The organism is Thermus sp., from assembly GCF_037444525.1.
Lineage (GTDB): Bacteria > Deinococcota > Deinococci > Deinococcales > Thermaceae > Thermus.
Window position 1 is genome coordinate 22,826 of sequence record NZ_JBBIMD010000017.1, and the last position, 13,549, is coordinate 36,374.

At 67.0% G+C, this 13,549-nt stretch carries 16 protein-coding genes; 14 read left to right on the forward strand and 2 right to left on the reverse strand.

From position 1 onward, the window contains the following. The first annotated feature begins 6 nt into the window (after positions 1–6). Positions 7–348, forward strand: coding sequence for a ribosome silencing factor (gene rsfS / locus WKI94_RS04270; RefSeq protein ID WP_337844536.1), 342 nt, complete (start codon positions 7–9; stop codon positions 346–348). A gap of 31 nt (positions 349–379) precedes the next feature. Here the strand turns inward: rsfS and WKI94_RS04275 are convergent, their stop codons facing one another. After that, on the reverse strand, positions 380–661 hold the full coding sequence (locus WKI94_RS04275) for a hypothetical protein (RefSeq protein WP_337844537.1): 282 nt from the start codon (positions 659–661) through the stop codon (positions 380–382). 21 nt (positions 662–682) lie between these two features. On the opposite strand from WKI94_RS04275, the gene panC reads away from it, so the two are divergent. From panC to fba, 3 genes are read left to right on the forward strand one after another with little or no spacing between them, the layout of a single operon-like run. Then, positions 683–1,513, forward strand: a complete 831-nt coding sequence (gene panC / locus WKI94_RS04280; RefSeq protein ID WP_337844538.1) for a pantoate--beta-alanine ligase — start codon at positions 683–685, stop codon at positions 1,511–1,513. Further along, entirely contained in the window at positions 1,510–2,622 is a 1,113-nt protein-coding gene (locus tag WKI94_RS04285) for a type IV pilus twitching motility protein PilT (protein WP_337844539.1), read from the forward strand. Before panC ends, WKI94_RS04285 begins: the two co-directional genes overlap by 4 nt. Before the next feature lie 55 nt (positions 2,623–2,677). Then, positions 2,678–3,595, forward strand: a complete 918-nt coding sequence (gene fba / locus WKI94_RS04290) for a class II fructose-1,6-bisphosphate aldolase (RefSeq protein WP_337844540.1) — start codon at positions 2,678–2,680, stop codon at positions 3,593–3,595. A 71-nt stretch (positions 3,596–3,666) separates the two neighbouring features. Here fba and WKI94_RS04295 read toward each other — a convergent pair whose 3' ends face one another. Beyond that, complete coding sequence (locus tag WKI94_RS04295; RefSeq protein WP_337844541.1) at positions 3,667–4,182, reverse strand: Uma2 family endonuclease; 516 nt, start codon at positions 4,180–4,182, stop codon at positions 3,667–3,669. A gap of 22 nt (positions 4,183–4,204) precedes the next feature. On the opposite strand from WKI94_RS04295, the gene WKI94_RS04300 reads away from it, so the two are divergent. The 10 genes from WKI94_RS04300 to WKI94_RS04345 all read left to right on the forward strand — a co-directional run. Continuing rightward, entirely contained in the window at positions 4,205–5,476 is a 1,272-nt protein-coding gene (locus tag WKI94_RS04300; RefSeq protein WP_337844542.1) for a thymidine phosphorylase, read from the forward strand. A gap of 17 nt (positions 5,477–5,493) precedes the next feature. Next, positions 5,494–6,393: a peptidoglycan DD-metalloendopeptidase family protein gene (locus WKI94_RS04305; protein WP_337844543.1), complete on the forward strand. Its 900-nt coding sequence runs from the start codon at positions 5,494–5,496 to the stop codon at positions 6,391–6,393. A 10-nt stretch (positions 6,394–6,403) separates the two neighbouring features. Then, on the forward strand, positions 6,404–6,766 hold the full coding sequence (locus WKI94_RS04310; RefSeq protein ID WP_337844544.1) for a polymer-forming cytoskeletal protein: 363 nt from the start codon (positions 6,404–6,406) through the stop codon (positions 6,764–6,766). Then, entirely contained in the window at positions 6,767–7,624 is an 858-nt protein-coding gene (gene accD / locus WKI94_RS04315; RefSeq protein WP_337844545.1) for an acetyl-CoA carboxylase, carboxyltransferase subunit beta, read from the forward strand. Next, on the forward strand, positions 7,608–8,558 hold the full coding sequence (locus WKI94_RS04320; protein ID WP_337844546.1) for an acetyl-CoA carboxylase carboxyltransferase subunit alpha: 951 nt from the start codon (positions 7,608–7,610) through the stop codon (positions 8,556–8,558). Before accD ends, WKI94_RS04320 begins: the two co-directional genes overlap by 17 nt. 68 nt (positions 8,559–8,626) lie before the next feature. Further along, positions 8,627–10,255 carry a PEGA domain-containing protein gene (locus WKI94_RS04325; protein WP_337844547.1) on the forward strand — a complete coding sequence of 543 codons (1,629 nt, stop codon included), beginning with the start codon at positions 8,627–8,629 and terminating at the stop codon, positions 10,253–10,255. Between the two features lie 165 nt (positions 10,256–10,420). Beyond that, the gene (gene rpsL / locus WKI94_RS04330) at positions 10,421–10,825 is read left to right on the forward strand and encodes a 30S ribosomal protein S12 (RefSeq protein WP_071677942.1); all 405 of its coding nucleotides are present in this window, start codon (positions 10,421–10,423) and stop codon (positions 10,823–10,825) included. Positions 10,826–10,832: 7 nt separating this feature from the next. After that, entirely contained in the window at positions 10,833–11,303 is a 471-nt protein-coding gene (gene rpsG / locus WKI94_RS04335) for a 30S ribosomal protein S7 (protein ID WP_337844548.1), read from the forward strand. Between the two features lie 2 nt (positions 11,304–11,305). Continuing rightward, complete coding sequence (gene fusA / locus WKI94_RS04340; protein WP_337844549.1) at positions 11,306–13,381, forward strand: elongation factor G; 2,076 nt, start codon at positions 11,306–11,308, stop codon at positions 13,379–13,381. A gap of 54 nt (positions 13,382–13,435) precedes the next feature. Beyond that, positions 13,436–13,549 (forward strand): GTP-binding protein (locus WKI94_RS04345; protein ID WP_337844550.1); only part of this gene is annotated, 114 nt, incomplete at its 3' end.

Sequence of the window (13,549 nt, forward strand, 5' to 3'; positions counted from 1 at the left end):
GGCTAGATGGTGAAGCCTAAGGAGGCTGTGGCCCTGGTGCAGCAGGTAAAGGACCTGCTTCTGGAAAAAAAGGCGGAGAACGTAGTGGCCCTGGACCTGAGGGCGGTGTCTGAGAGCCTGGACTACTTTGTCCTGGCCACGGCCACCAGCGCCCCCCACCTCCAGGCCCTGGAGCGCCACCTGATGGAGAAGCTGGAGGAGATGGACCTCCGCCCCAGGCCAACGGAGGGCCAAAGCCCCCGCTGGGTGGTCCTGGACTACGGGGAGGTGGTGGTCCACCTCATGACCCAGGAGGCCCGGGACTACTACGACCTCGAGGGCTTCTGGGCCGACGCGGCCCGGATCTAGACCCCTTCGGCGGGGGCCTCTTAAAAACCCCCTATTTAACCCTTGGGGGGGCCAAAGGCCCCATGATAAACCGCTGAAAGGCCAGGTAAAAGCCCAGATAGACGAGGAGCTGGAACCAGAAGCTTTGGGCCCAGGAAAGCCCCAAGGCCGCCAGGAGGAGGATGAGGGCCACCGCCCCCATCATCACCAGGCTGGTGCGCAGGAAGACCCCAGGAAAGTACTTGAGGGCTTCCCGGAAGGTTTTGGGGCGCTTCTTCTCCCACTCCTCTAAGGCCTTGCGCTTTAGCTTTTCCTCGCGCTTTTTCTTTCCCACGGGGCCAGTATACTGAGCCCCGTGAGGATCGCGACCAGGGTGGCCGAGCTTGGGGCCCTGCTGCCCCGGGGTGGGGTGGGGTTTGTCCCCACCATGGGCTATCTCCACCGGGGACACCTGGCCCTGGTGGAAAGGGCCCGGGCGGAAAACCCCTTTGTGGTGGTCTCCATCTTCGTCAACCCCTTGCAGTTTGGCCCCGGGGAGGACTTCCACCGTTACCCCAGGGACCTGGAGCGGGACCGGGCCCTCTTGGAGGAGGCGGGGGTGGACCTCCTCTTTGCCCCTGGCGTGGAGGAGATGTACCCCAAGGGGTTTTCCACCCGGGTGCAGGTGGAAGGCCCCCTCACCACCCTTTGGGAGGGGGAGGTGCGGCCCGGCCACTTCCAGGGGGTGGCCACGGTGGTGGCCCGCTTCTTCCTCCTGATGAGGCCGGACAGGGCCTATTTTGGCGAAAAGGACTACCAGCAGCTTCTGGTGATCCGCAAGATGGTGCGGGACCTGGGCTTTCCCCTGGAGGTGGTGGGCGTGCCCACGGTGCGGGAGGAAGACGGCCTGGCCCTTTCCAGCCGAAACGTCTACCTTTCCCCGGAAACCCGCAGGAAGGCCCCGGTCCTCTACCGCGCCCTCCTCGCCATGCGGGCCGCGGCCCAGGAGGGCCTTGGGGTGGGGGAGGCCTTGGAGCGGGGGGAGGCCGTTTTGCAGGAGGTCCCTGAGTTCCAGAAGGACTACCTGGCCATCGTCCACCCGGAGACCCTCCTCCCCCTAAGCCGCTTCGTTCCGGGGGCCAGGGGCATCGTGGCCGGGCGTTTTCCCGAGGCGCGCCTCATAGACAACCTGGAGGTCTACCCATGAGCGAGGCCTACGCCGGTCAGGAAGGGAGGGGAAGCCTGGTGGAGATGCTAAAGGCCATGGTCCAGGCCCGGGCCTCGGACATCCACCTGCAGGCGGGGGCGCCCCCGGTGATCCGGGTGGACGGGAAGCTCCGCCCCTTCGGGAGCCGCCCCCTCACCCCCAAGGACACCGAGGCCATCGTTCGGGCCCTCCTCACCCCAGAGCAAGAGGAGGAGCTGGAGTACCGCAAGGAGATGGACTTCGCCTACACCATCCCCGGGGTGGCCCGCTTCCGCTGCAACCTCTTAAGGCAGCGGGGGAGCTTTGGGCTCGTGATGCGGGTGGTCTCGGAGGTCATCCCGAGCTTTGAGGCCCTAGGCCTCCCTCGGGATGTCATGGAGGGGCTTGCGGCCAAGGAGCGGGGGCTCATCCTGGTCACCGGGCCCACGGGGAGCGGGAAGAGCACCACCTTGGCGGCCATCATTGACCACATCAACCTCCACTACGCCAAGAACATCATCACCATTGAGGACCCCATCGAGTTCCTGCACAAGCACAAGAAGAGCCTGGTGGTCCAGCGGGAGGTGGGGCTGGACACGGACAGCTTTTACTCCGGCGTGAAGTACGCCATGCGCCAGGACCCGGACGTGATCCTCATCGGGGAGATGCGGGACAAGGAGACGGTGGAGGCGGCCCTCATGGCCGCCCAGACCGGTCACCTGGTCCTCTCCACCCTGCACACCCTGGACGCCTGGCGCACCATCAACCGCATCATTGAGTTCTTCCCCCTGCACGAGCACCAGCAGGTGCGCATCCTCCTGGCCGAGTCCCTCCTTGGCATCCTCTCCCAAAGGCTCCTTCCCCGGGCGGACGGGGCGGGGCGGGTTTTGGCCCTGGAGATCCTCATCGCCACCCCCTACGTGCGCGAGCTCATCAAGTACGAGGAGAAGACCCCAGGGATCAAGGAGGCCATGATGGAAGGGGGGCTTCACGGCATGCGCACCTTTGACCAGCACCTGGTGGAGCTCTACAAGGAAGGGCTCATCTCCATGGAAGACGCTCTTTCCGCGGCCACCAGCCCCCACGAGTTCAAGCTCCTCCTCACCAAGGCCACGGGGCAGGCCTACTGAGGGCTTTTCCATGGCTTCCACGGGCCTCCCGGTATAATCACGCCGGGAGGTCCTTATGTTGGTTACGGGGTTGGAGATCCTAAAGAAGGCGCGGGCCGAGGGCTATGGGGTGGGGGCCTTCAACGTGAACAACATGGAGTTTCTCCAGGCGGTCCTCGAGGCTGCGGAGGAAGTGCGAAGCCCGGTGATGGTGGCCCTCTCCGAGGGGGCCATGAAGTACGGGGGCCGGGCCCTCACCCTCATGGCGGTGGAGCTCGCCAAGGAGGCCCGGGTGCCGGTGGCCGTGCACCTGGACCACGGCTCCAGCTACGAGTCCGTCCTGAAGGCCCTGCGGGCGGGCTTCACCAGCGTGATGATCGACAAGTCCCACGAGGACTTCGCCACCAACGTGCGGGAGACCCGGCGGGTGGTGGAGGCGGCCCACGCGGTGGGGGTCACGGTGGAGGCGGAGCTTGGCCGCCTGGCGGGGATTGAGGAGCACGTGGCCGTGGACGAGAAGGATGCCCTCCTCACCAACCCCGAGGAGGCCAAGCGCTTCATGGAGGAGACGGGGGCGGACTACCTGGCGGTGGCCATCGGCACCAGCCACGGAGCCTACAAGGGGAAGGGAAGGCCCTTTATTGACCACCCCCGCTTGGAGCGCATCGCCGCCCTGGTCCCCGCGCCCCTCGTCCTCCACGGGGCGAGCGCCGTGCCTCCAGAACTGGTGGAGCGCTTCCGGGCCGCTGGGGGGGAGATGGGGGAGGCTGCGGGGATCCACCCCGAGGACATCAAGCGGGCCATCGCCCTAGGCGTCGCCAAGATCAACACCGACACCGACCTGCGCCTGGCCTTCACCGCCCTCATCCGGGAAACCCTCAACAAGGCCCCCAAGGAGTTTGACCCCAGGAAGTACCTGGGGCCTGCCCGGGAGGCGGTGAAGGCGGTGGTGAAAAGCCGGATGGAGCTCTTCGGCTCCGTGGGTAAGGCTTAGGCGCCTGGGCCTTGAAAAATCCTCACCGGATCCAGGGGAGGGGTGCGCCGGGCGCTTTTGCGGTGGGGTACTTAGGCCCCAATCCGCACCCCGGGGAAGGCCAGAGGCTCCGCCTCCTCCCCGGGGAGGCGCACCTGGTGCTCCGTGTACACCCCCGCCCTGGGGTTCCGGAAGAGGTGGAGCCGCCCTGTCCCCAGGTCCAGGATCCAGACCTCGGGGATGCCCGCTTCCGCGTAGAGGGGGAGCTTGGTGTTCAGGTCGTGGTCCAGGCCGTTGTCCGCCACCTCCAGGAGGAGAAGGACATCCTCGGGGGTGGGAAGGGCTTGGCTGTAGTCCTTGGGCTTCAGGAGGGCCAGGTCCGGCTGGGGTTCGGAGTCGGGGGGGATGCGGATGGGGTTCTGCGGCCAGATCACCGCCTTGTCCCCCAGTTCTTCCGCGAAACGCTGGACCAGGCGGGCCACGGCAAAGGCGTGCTTGGGGCCTATAGGGCTCATCTGGTACACCTCCCCCCGGATGAGCTCCACGTGGGGCACGCCTCGGAATAGCCTCTCGTAGGCCTCGAGGCCGAAGCGGTACCGGGTGGCCATGCCCTTAGCGTAGCATGGGGCCATGAACCCCGTCCTCTTCATCCGGGAAAAGCGGGAAGGGTTGCCTCACCGGCGGGAGGACCTCGAGGCCTTCCTCCTGGGCTACCTCAAGGAGGAGGTCCCCGACTACCAGGTCTCCGCTTGGCTCATGGCGGTCTACTTCCGAGGGCTTTCCCCGGAAGAGACCCTGTGGCTCACCGAGATCATGGCCCGCTCGGGGCGCACCCTGGACCTCGCTCACCTGCCCCACCCCGTGGACAAGCACTCCTCAGGAGGAGTAGGGGACAAGACCACCCTGGTGGTGGGGCCCATCCTGGCCGCCTCGGGGTGCACCTTCGCCAAGATGTCCGGCCGGGGCCTGGCCCACACCGGGGGGACCATTGACAAGCTGGAGTCCGTCCCCGGCTGGCGGGGGGAGATGACGGAAGGGGAGTTTCTGGAGCGGGCCCAGAGGGTGGGCCTGGTCATCGCGGCCCAAAGCCCGGACCTCGCCCCCCTGGACGGAAAGCTCTATGCCCTCCGGGACGTCACCGCCACGGTGGAAAGCCTCCCCCTCATCGCCAGCTCCATCATGAGCAAAAAGCTTGCCGCCGGGGCGAGAAGCATCGTCCTGGACGTGAAGGTGGGCCGGGGGGCCTTCATGAAGACCCTGGAGGAGGCCCGCCTTCTCGCCAAGACCATGGTGGGGATCGGCCAGGGGGCGGGGAGGCGGGTGCGGGCGGTCCTCACCTCCATGGAGGCCCCTTTAGGCCGGGCGGTGGGGAACGCCCTGGAGGTGCGGGAGGCCGTGGCCGCCCTAAAGGGGGAGGGCCCCAAGGATCTCGTGGAGGTGGCGCTCCGCCTGGCGGAGGAGGCCCTAAGGCTGGAGGGCCTGGACCCCGGCCTGGCCCAAAAGGCCCTGGAGAGTGGGGCCGCCTTGGAGAAGTTCCGCGCCTTCCTGGAGGCCCAAGGGGGGGACCCCCGGGTGGTGGAGGACCCCGCCCTTCTCCCCTTCGCCCCGGCGGAGCCTTTTCTATCGGAGGAGGCCGGCGTGGTCCAGGAGGTGGACGCCCTGGAGGTGGGCCTGGCCGTCCTCGCCCTGGGGGGCGGAAGGCGCAAGAAGGGGGAGGCCATAGACCACGGGGTGGGGGTGGAGCTTTTGAAGAAGCCCGGGGAGCGGGTGGAACGGGGGGAGGCCCTGGCCTTGGTCCACCACCGGGGCCGGGGACGGGAGGAGGCCCTTTCCCACCTACGCCGGGCCTTCCGCCTGGGGGAGGGGGCGGCCCCCCTGCCCTTGGTCCTCGAGGTCCTCTAGGGGTATACTTCCCCGGGATGAAAAGGCGGCCTTGGCGCTACACCCTCCTCCTTGCGAGAAGCGGAGGGGAAAGCCGCACCCTGGTCCTTCCGGGCTGGGCCCTCCTCCTCCTTTTGGGTTTCCTCCTCCTCTGGAGCGGGGCCAACCTTTACCTTTGGCACCGGAGCCGGGAGGTCCGCGCCTTGGAACAGGAGGTCCGCACCCTGGCCCAGGAAGCCCGGCGGCTCTCCTTGGCCTTGGAGGCGGAGCGGGCGGAGAAGGGGGCCCTTTTGGAGGAGGCGAAAAGGACCAAGAAGGGCCTGGAAGAGCTCAAAAAGGCCCTGGAGGAGCTCCGCCGTCGGGCGGGGCTTTCCCCCCTAAACGCCACCCCCGTGCGTTACCAGGAAGGCCCCAAGGGGGGCGGGGTTTCCATGGAGTGGACGGCGCTTTGGGCCGAGGTTCTGGACCTCAAGGCCCAGCTTTCCGAGGTGGTCCCCGCCCTGGAAAGGACCCTGGAGGTGGAAAAAAGCCTTCCCCTGGGCCTCCCCCTTTCCGGGTACATGGGCATCACCTCCTCCTTCGGGGTGCGGAGGAACCCCTTTGGGCGGGGGATGGAGTTCCACGACGGACTGGACTTTGCGGCCCCCTACGGCACGCCGGTGCGGGCCACGGGGGCGGGGGTGGTGGCCCGGGTGGGCTGGATGGGGGTCTACGGCCTCGCCGTCCTCCTGGACCACGCGGAGGGCTACCAAACCCTCTACGGCCACCTTTCCCGGGTGGCCGTGCGCCCCGGGGAGCGGGTGGAAAGGGGGCAGCTTCTTGGGTATGTGGGCTCCACGGGCCGCTCCACGGGGTCTCACCTCCACTACAGCGTCTACCGCCACGGCGCTCCCTTGGACCCCCGCCCCTTCCTTCAGGGCCTTGCGGCCCACCGGTAAAATGGGGCCCATGCTGGGCAGGAAGCAAGGGGCGCTCACCTACCTGGGGCCGGAAACCGAGGTCCTGGGCGACCTGAGGGCCAAGGGCCCGGTGCGCATAGACGGCCTGGTCAAGGGCTCCGTTTACGTGGAGGGGGAGCTGGAGGTGGGCCGCACGGGCCGCATAGAGGGGGAAAGGGTGGAGGCCCAGGCCATCCAGATCCACGGGGAGGTGAAGGCGGACCTCATGGCGGGGAAGGTTTCCTTGAGCAAGACCGCCCGCTTCACCGGCACGGTGCGGGCCCAGGCCTTGGACGTGGAGGCGGGGGCGGTCTTCATCGGGCAGAGCCTAGCGGGGGAGGCCCGGGCCCTCGAGGCCCCTAAGGAGGTCTAAGTGGCCCTGGAGCGCTTTTTCCGCCGGAGGAGGCCCCAAGGGGAAAGCCGGGACGTCCCCGAGCTTTGGACCAAGTGCGAGGCCTGCGGGGCCCAGCTCTACAAGAAGGAGCTTCGGGAAAACCTCCTGGTCTGCCCCAGGTGCGGCCACCACCACCGCATGCCCGCCCCTGAGCGGGTGGCCATGCTGGCCGATGCCGGCACCCTCCAGGAGACCACCCGCCTAAGCCCCTTGGACCCCTTGGGCTTCGTGGACACCAAGCCCTACCGGGAAAGGCTCAAGGCCTACCAAGAGGAGACGGGCCGAAAGGATGCCATCTTAGGGGGGACCTGCACCATCGGTGGGGTGCCCTCTGTGCTCCTGGTCATGGACTACGCCTTCGCCGGGGGCTCCATGGGGAGCGTGGTGGGGGAGGAGATCGCAAGAGGGGTGGAGCGGGCGGCGGAGGAGGGGCGGGCTTTGGTGATCGTGGCCGCCTCTGGGGGGGCTAGGATGCAGGAGGCCGCCCTCTCCCTCATGCAGATGGCCAAGACGGTGATGAGCCTGGACCTCCTTGCTGCCAAGCGCCTCCCTTACGTGTCCATCCTCACCGACCCCACCACCGGGGGCGTCACCGCCAGCTTCGCCGCCCTGGCGGACGTGATCTTTGCCGAGCCTGGAGCCCTGATCGGCTTCGCTGGGCCCAGGGTCATCAAGCAGACCATACGGCAGGAGCTCCCCGAGGGCTTCCAGCGCGCGGAGTTCCTCCTGAAGCACGGGATGGTGGACCGGGTCACGGACCGAAGGCGGCTCAAGGCCGAGGTGGTCCGGGTCCTCCGCCACCTCCACCCGGGAGTCCCCTATGCCCCTGGAGTTTGAAAAGCCCATCCTGGAACTGGAAAAGCGCATCGCCGAGCTGAAGGAAACGGCCAAGACCACGGGGGTGGACCTCGAGGCCGAGATCCGCTTCCTGGAGGAGAGGCTTGCCCGCCTCAAGCAGGAGACCTACCAGAACCTCACCCCCTGGCAGCGGGTCCAGCTGGCCCGCGCCCCGGGCCGCCCCACCACCCTGGATGTCCTGGAAAAGGCCTTCTCCGGCTTCCTGGAGCTTCACGGCGACCGGGCCTTCGCCGACGACCCCGCCATCGTGGGGGGGCTTGCCTACCTGGAGGGGGAGAAGGTGGTGGTGGCCGGCCACCAGAAGGGCCGGGACACCAAGGAAAACCTCCAGCGCAACTTCGGCATGCCCCACCCCGAAGGCTACCGCAAGGCCATGCGCCTCATGGACCTGGCGGACCGCTTCGGCTACCCCTTTTTGGCCTTCATAGACACCCCGGGGGCCTACCCGGGGGTTTCCGCGGAGGAACGGGGCCAGGCCTGGGTCATCGCCCAGAGCATCCAGCGCATGGGGCGCTTGAGGGTGCCCGCGGTGGCCGTGATCCTGGGGGAGGGGGGAAGCGGGGGGGCCTTGGCCATTGGGGTGGCCAACCGGGTCCTCATCTTGGAAAACGCCTGGTACTCCGTGATCAGCCCCGAGTCCTGCGCGGCCATCCTCTGGCGGGACGCCAAAGAGGCCCCCAAGGCGGCGGAGGCCCTAAAGCTCACCGCTAGGGATCTCTTGGAGCAGGGGGTGGTGGACGCCATCGTCCCCGAGCCCGAGGGGGGGGCCCACAAGGACCCGGAAAGGGCCATCCAAAACATCAAGGAGGCCCTCCTTAAGGCTCTGGAGGAGCTCAAGGGCCTTTCCCCCGAGGCCCTTTACCAGGACCGTTACCGCCGCTTCCGCCGCCTGGGGGCCTTCCAGGAAGCTTAAGGACCCTTGGGCGTTTTCCCTCAGGGTTTTCACATCCCTCCTTTACCTTGAGGGTGGAGGTGGAGGCCATGTGGAACCTTCTGAGAAAAGGGTTGGGTTGGGTAGTTGTGCTCCTGGGCCTGGTCCAGGGCCAGCAGATCTCCCCTCAGGGGATCATCGTCAACCCTGTGCCCACCGACCTGCAGGTAAAGGTTTGGGTGGACAAGGATCCAGGGAAGACGGGCCAGGCGGTTTACCGGATTGGGGACCCCATCTACATCTATGTAAACGTCAATCGGGAGGCCTACGTCTACCTCTTTAACATCAACGCCGACGGGCGCATTGACCCCATCCTCCCCAACGCTTACGAGCGGAACAACCTCCTAAGGGCAGGGGAGACCCGGCGCTTTCCCCCGGAAGGGGCCCGGTACCGCTACACCGTCACCGGCCCCGAGGGGGAGGACCGCATCCTGGCCGTGGCCAGCAAGCGCCCCCTCTCCCTAGAGGAGATCCTGGACGTGGAGGGGAACCGGGTGCGGGTGCAGGGCGCGGAGGGCTTGGCCCGGGCCCTTTCCATTGTGATTGAGCCCCTCCCTGACCGGGACTGGGTCACGGACGTGGCCCGCTACTTTGTGGGCCGGGTGACGGCCCCGCCCCCTCCGGCCGTAGCCACCCTGGTCTTGGACTCCCGGCCTCAGGGGGCGGAGGCCTACTTGGACGGCCGTCTTCAGGGCCGCACTCCCCTTATCCTTTCCGTGAACCCAGGCCGCCACGAGGTGGAGTTCCGCATGGCCGGCTACCAGCCCTATAGGGCCACGGTGAACCCGAGGCCGGGGGAGCGGGTCCAGATCCTGGCCCAGCTGGTCCCCTTGCCCAGGACTGGGACGCTGAGCCTGCGCTCCACCCCTTCGGGGGCTGAGGTCTACCTGGACGGGGCCCTACGGGGTAGGACGCCCCTGGACCTCACCTTGCCCGAGGGGCGGTACGGGGTGGAGCTCCGCCTTGCAGGGTACGAGCCCTATCGGGCCACGGTCCAGGTGCGGGCAGGGGAGACGGTCCGCCTCGAGGCCCGCCTCACCCCCGAGCCCCGCACCGGCATCCTTCTCCTGGAATCCACCCCTTCCGGGGCGGAGGCCTACGTGGAGGGGCGCCTCCAGGGCCACACCCCCTTGCGCCTCTCCTTGCAGGAGGGCACCTACCGGGTGGAGCTCAAGAGCCCTGGCTACGAGCCCTACGCCGCTCAGGTGCGCGTGGAGCGGGGCCGGGAAACCCGCCTTTCCGCCCAGCTCCGCCCCCTCCAGACCGGTGCCCTGGAGCTGGACTCCAGACCCCAAGGGGCGGAGGTCTACATGGACGGCAGGCTGGTGGGCCGGACTCCCTTACGCCTGAGCCTTCCTGCGGGGTCCTATGAGGTCCTCCTCCAGGCCCCGGGCTACGCGGCCTACCAGGCCCGGCTCGAGGTCCGCCCTGGGGAAACCCTGCGCCTCTCCGCCGACCTCCTCCCCCTCCAGGCCACCCTGGAGCTTTATCTCAACGCCGAGGCCCGGGTCTTCCTGAACGGGGAAGAGCGGGGCCTGGCGCGGGGGGGCTACCTCCGCCTCCAGGTGCCCCCTGGCACCTACGAGCTCACCCTGGTGGCCCCTGGCTACCGCACCCTGGTGCAGACCGTCCAGATCCTTGGCAGCCAGGTCCTTAGGCTGGAGCTCAAGCCCCTCTAGCCCTTGCCAAAAGGGCCCCTGCCCCTTACACTAGGGAAGTTGAGAGCCCTCAGGGCCAGCCCCTGGCCCTGAGGGCGGGGCCCTATGCGGGCAGTTTCGGGGGGCTCCTCCCCGGGTGGATCTTGAGAACACGGGGGCAAGTCCAAGAAGAAGGGAGTGGTGGCACTGCCGACGATCAACCAGTTAGTCCGAAAGGGCCGCGAGAAGGTCCAGAAGAAGAGCAAGGTACCCGCGCTTAAAGGGTCCCCCTTCCGCCGGGGGGTGTGCACGGTGGTGCGCACCGTGACCCCCAAGAAGCCCAACTCCGCCCTGCGGAAGGTGGCCAAGGTCCGCCTCACCTCCGGGTACGAGGTCACCGCCTATATCCCCGGTGAGGGGCACAACCTGCAGGAACACTCCGTGGTCCTCATCCGGGGTGGGCGTGTGAAGGACCTCCCGGGCGTGCGCTACCACATCGTCCGCGGGGTCTACGACACCCAGGGGGTGAAGGACCGGAAGAAGAGCCGGTCCAAGTACGGGACCAAGCGACCCAAGGAGACCAAGGGCGCGGCTCCGGCCAAGAAGAAGTAGGTGAACTATGGCGCGCAGAAGGAGAGCAGAAGTACGCCAGCTCCAACCCGACCTGGTCTACGGGGATGTGGTGGTCTCGGCCTTCATCAACAAGCTCATGCGGGACGGCAAGAAAAACCTGGCTGCCCGCATCTTCTACGAGGCCTGCCGCATCATCCAGGAGAAGACTGGGCAGGAGCCCCTGAAGGTCTTCAAGCAGGCGGTGGAGAACGTCAAGCCCAAGATGGAGGTGCGTTCCCGCCGGGTAGGTGGGGCCAACTACCAGGTGCCCATGGAGGTCTCCCCCCGGAGGCAGCAGTCCTTGGCCCTGCGCTGGCTGGTACAGGCGGCCAACGCCCGTCCCGAGCGCCAGGCGGCGGTACGGGTGGCCAACGAGCTCATTGACGCCGCCGAGGGCAAGGGCGGTGCGGTGAAGAAGAGGGAAGACGTGGAGCGGATGGCCGAGGCCAACCGGGCCTACGCCCACTACCGGTGGTAACCATGGCGGTCAAGGTTGAGTACGACCTAAAAAGGCTCCGCAACATCGGCATCGCCGCCCACATTGACGCCGGTAAGACCACCACCACCGAGCGCATCCTCTACTACACCGGCAAGATCCACAAGATCGGGGAGGTCCACGAGGGCGCGGCCACCATGGACTTCATGGAGCAGGAGAGGGAGCGGGGCATCACCATCACCGCCGCCGTGACCACCTGCTTCTGGAAGGACCACCGCATCAACATCATCGACACCCCGGGCCACGTGGACTTCACCATTGAGGTGGAGCGCTCCATGCGGGTCTTGGACGGGGCCATCGTGGTTTTTGACTCCAGCCAGGGGGTGGAGCCCCAGTCCGAGACCGTCTGGCGCCAGGCGGAGAAGTACAAGGTGCCCCGCATCGCCTTCGCCAACAAGATGGACAAGACGGGGGCGGACCTGTGGCTCGTCATCCGCACCATGCAGGAGCGCCTGGGGGCCCGCCCGGTGGTCATGCAGCTCCCCATCGGCCGGGAGGAGACCTTCTCCGGCATCATCGACGTCCTCCGGATGAAGGCCTACACCTACGGCAACGACCTGGGGACGGACATCCAGGAGATCCCCATCCCCGAGGAGTACCGGGAGCAGGCCCAGGAGTACCACGAGAAGCTCATTGAGGCCGCGGCGGACTTTGACGAGAACGTCATGCTCAAGTACCTCGAGGGGGAGGAGCCCACAGAAGAGGAGCTGGTGGCCGCCATCCGCAAGGGCACCATTGACATCAAGATCACCCCCGTGTTCCTCGGGTCCGCCCTGAAGAACAAGGGCGTCCAGCTCCTCCTGGACGCGGTGGTGGACTATCTGCCCTCGCCCCTGGACATCCCCCCCATCAAGGGCACCACCCCCGAGGGGGAAGTGGTGGAGATCCACCCTGACCCCGAAGGCCCCCTGGCCGCCCTGGCCTTCAAGATCATGGCCGACCCCTATGTGGGCCGGCTCACCTTCATCCGGGTCTACTCCGGCACCATCACCTCGGGCTCCTACGTCTACAACACCACTAAGGGCCGCAAGGAGCGGGTGGCCCGCCTCCTGCGCATGCACGCCAATCACCGGGAGGAGGTGGAGGAGCTTAAGGCGGGCGACCTGGGCGCGGTGGTGGGCCTGAAGGACACCATCACCGGGGACACCCTGGTGGGCGAGGATGCCCCTAGGATCGTCCTGGAGTCCATAGAGGTGCCCGAACCCGTCATTGACGTGGCCATTGAGCCCAAGACCAAGGCCGACCAGGACAAGCTCTCCCAGGCCCTGGTCCGCTTGGCGGAGGAGGACCCCACCTTCCGCGTCTCCACCCACCCCGAGACTGGCCAGACCATCATCTCCGGGATGGGGGAGCTCCACCTGGAGATCATCGTGGACCGGCTCAAGCGGGAGTTCAAGGTGGACGCCAACGTGGGCAAGCCCCAGGTGGCCTACCGGGAGACCATCACCAAACCGGTGGACGTGGAGGGCAAGTTCATCCGCCAAACCGGTGGCCGCGGCCAATACGGCCACGTAAAGATCAAGGCCGAGCCCCTGCCCCGGGGGTCGGGCTTTGAGTTCGTGAACGCCATCGTGGGCGGGGTGATTCCCAAAGAGTACATCCCCGCGGTCCAGAAGGGGATTGAGGAGGCCATGCAGTCCGGTCCCCTCATCGGCTTCCCGGTGGTGGACGTAAAGGTCACCCTGTACGATGGCTCCTACCACGAGGTGGACTCCTCGGAGATGGCCTTCAAGATCGCGGGCTCCATGGCCATCAAGGAGGCGGTGCAGAAGGGGGATCCGGTGATCCTCGAGCCCATCATGCGGGTGGAGGTCACGACCCCTGAGGAGTACATGGGGGATGTCATCGGGGACCTGAACGCAAGGCGCGGCCAGATCCTGGGCATGGAGCCTAGGGGCAACGCCCAGGTGATCCGGGCCTATGTGCCCCTAGCGGAGATGTTCGGCTACGCCACCGATCTCCGTTCCAAGACCCAGGGCCGGGGCTCCTTCGTCATGTTCTTTGACCACTACCAGGAGGTCCCCAAGCAGGTGCAGGAAAAGCTCATCAAGGGGCAGTAGGGGAATGGGGTGGGCCCATGGGGTCCGCCCCTCTTTTCTGAAAGGAGGACAGCGATGGCCAAGGGCGAGTTTATCCGCACGAAGCCTCACGTGAACGTGGGGACGATTGGGCACGTGGACCACGGGAAGACGACGTTGACTGCGGCGTTGACGTTTGTTGCGGCGGCG

What these genes read in the sequence shown, in the direction of transcription:
- rsfS (WP_337844536.1), top strand. Translation starts at nt 7, where the DNA reads ATGGTGAAGCCTAAGGAGGCTGTGGCCCTGGTGCAGCAGGTAAAGGAC.
- WKI94_RS04285 (WP_337844539.1), top strand. Translation starts at nt 1,510, where the DNA reads ATGAGCGAGGCCTACGCCGGTCAGGAAGGGAGGGGAAGCCTGGTGGAG.
- fba (WP_337844540.1), top strand. Translation starts at nt 2,678, where the DNA reads ATGTTGGTTACGGGGTTGGAGATCCTAAAGAAGGCGCGGGCCGAGGGC.
- WKI94_RS04295 (WP_337844541.1), bottom strand. Translation starts at nt 4,182, where the DNA reads ATGGCCACCCGGTACCGCTTCGGCCTCGAGGCCTACGAGAGGCTATTC.
- WKI94_RS04300 (WP_337844542.1), top strand. Translation starts at nt 4,205, where the DNA reads ATGAACCCCGTCCTCTTCATCCGGGAAAAGCGGGAAGGGTTGCCTCAC.
- WKI94_RS04305 (WP_337844543.1), top strand. Translation starts at nt 5,494, where the DNA reads ATGAAAAGGCGGCCTTGGCGCTACACCCTCCTCCTTGCGAGAAGCGGA.
- WKI94_RS04310 (WP_337844544.1), top strand. Translation starts at nt 6,404, where the DNA reads ATGCTGGGCAGGAAGCAAGGGGCGCTCACCTACCTGGGGCCGGAAACC.
- WKI94_RS04320 (WP_337844546.1), top strand. Translation starts at nt 7,608, where the DNA reads ATGCCCCTGGAGTTTGAAAAGCCCATCCTGGAACTGGAAAAGCGCATC.
- WKI94_RS04325 (WP_337844547.1), top strand. Translation starts at nt 8,627, where the DNA reads ATGTGGAACCTTCTGAGAAAAGGGTTGGGTTGGGTAGTTGTGCTCCTG.
- rpsG (WP_337844548.1), top strand. Translation starts at nt 10,833, where the DNA reads ATGGCGCGCAGAAGGAGAGCAGAAGTACGCCAGCTCCAACCCGACCTG.
- fusA (WP_337844549.1), top strand. Translation starts at nt 11,306, where the DNA reads ATGGCGGTCAAGGTTGAGTACGACCTAAAAAGGCTCCGCAACATCGGC.